General features: G+C 72.5%; 1 protein-coding gene. It reads left to right on the forward strand.

Annotated features, from left to right (window positions below; genetic code table 11):
* Positions 1-843, forward strand: an 843-nt coding sequence (locus tag ASG04_RS17670; protein WP_200938543.1) for a hypothetical protein, incomplete at both ends; no start/stop codon positions are given.

The raw sequence follows: 843 nt of genomic DNA on the forward strand, positions 1-843 counted from the left end.
GCGCGGTTCTCGGGGGAGTGGTCGCGGTGGTGGCCGGTGCTGCGCCGCATCACGCCCCTCGTGGTCAGCGCCGTCGGTGCCGTCGTCGTGCTCGGCGTCTGGCTCGCCACCCGCCTGCACACGATCGAGGCCGTGCTCGACACCGTCTACCCGGGTCGCCGGGTGGAGTTCGCGGGTGCGCTCGACTACGACGGCATCGTGTCGACCTTCGGGGCGCCGTTCGCCGGCGCGCTGCAGAACGGGGTGTCCGACGGACTGGGGCCGAACCAGTCCGAGGCCGCCGCGCCGTTCATGACGATCGTGTTCCTGGTGCCGCTGCTCGTCTGGCTGCTGGTCCGCTCGGTCCGCGCCGCTCGTGCCGCCGGGGCCGTTCGTCGGCTCGACTGGACGGTGCTGTCGATCCTGGTCGTGCTCACCGTCCTGTGGCTGTTCCTGCTCGTCCCCGGCTGGACCCCCATCGCGAACCTGTTCGGCCTGACCCGGTCGACGGACGGACGGCTCCGCCTGGCGTTCGACCTGCTGGCGGTCATCGGCATCGGGGTGGCCGTGTCCCGGCTCGACCGTGACCGGGTCCGCGCCCGGTGGTGGGTCGCGCTGGCCGGCGGTCTCGTCGCCGGGGCCTCCGTCGTCTGCGCCTGGTACGCACTGCGGCACGGCCTCTCCCCGGTCATCGCCTCCGCGACGAACTGGAAGGTCGTGTCGGTGCTCGTCGTCGTCGCGGTCGTGCTCATCGCGTTCCGCCTGGTCCTGCCGGGTGTCACGGCCCTGCTGGTGGGGACCCTGCTGGTGGGTCTCGGGGTGAACCCGTTGTACCGGGGGGTGTTCGAGCTGCCGGTGGACACG

The sequence above is a fragment of the Curtobacterium sp. Leaf183 genome (assembly GCF_001424385.1).
Taxonomy (GTDB): domain Bacteria; phylum Actinomycetota; class Actinomycetes; order Actinomycetales; family Microbacteriaceae; genus Curtobacterium.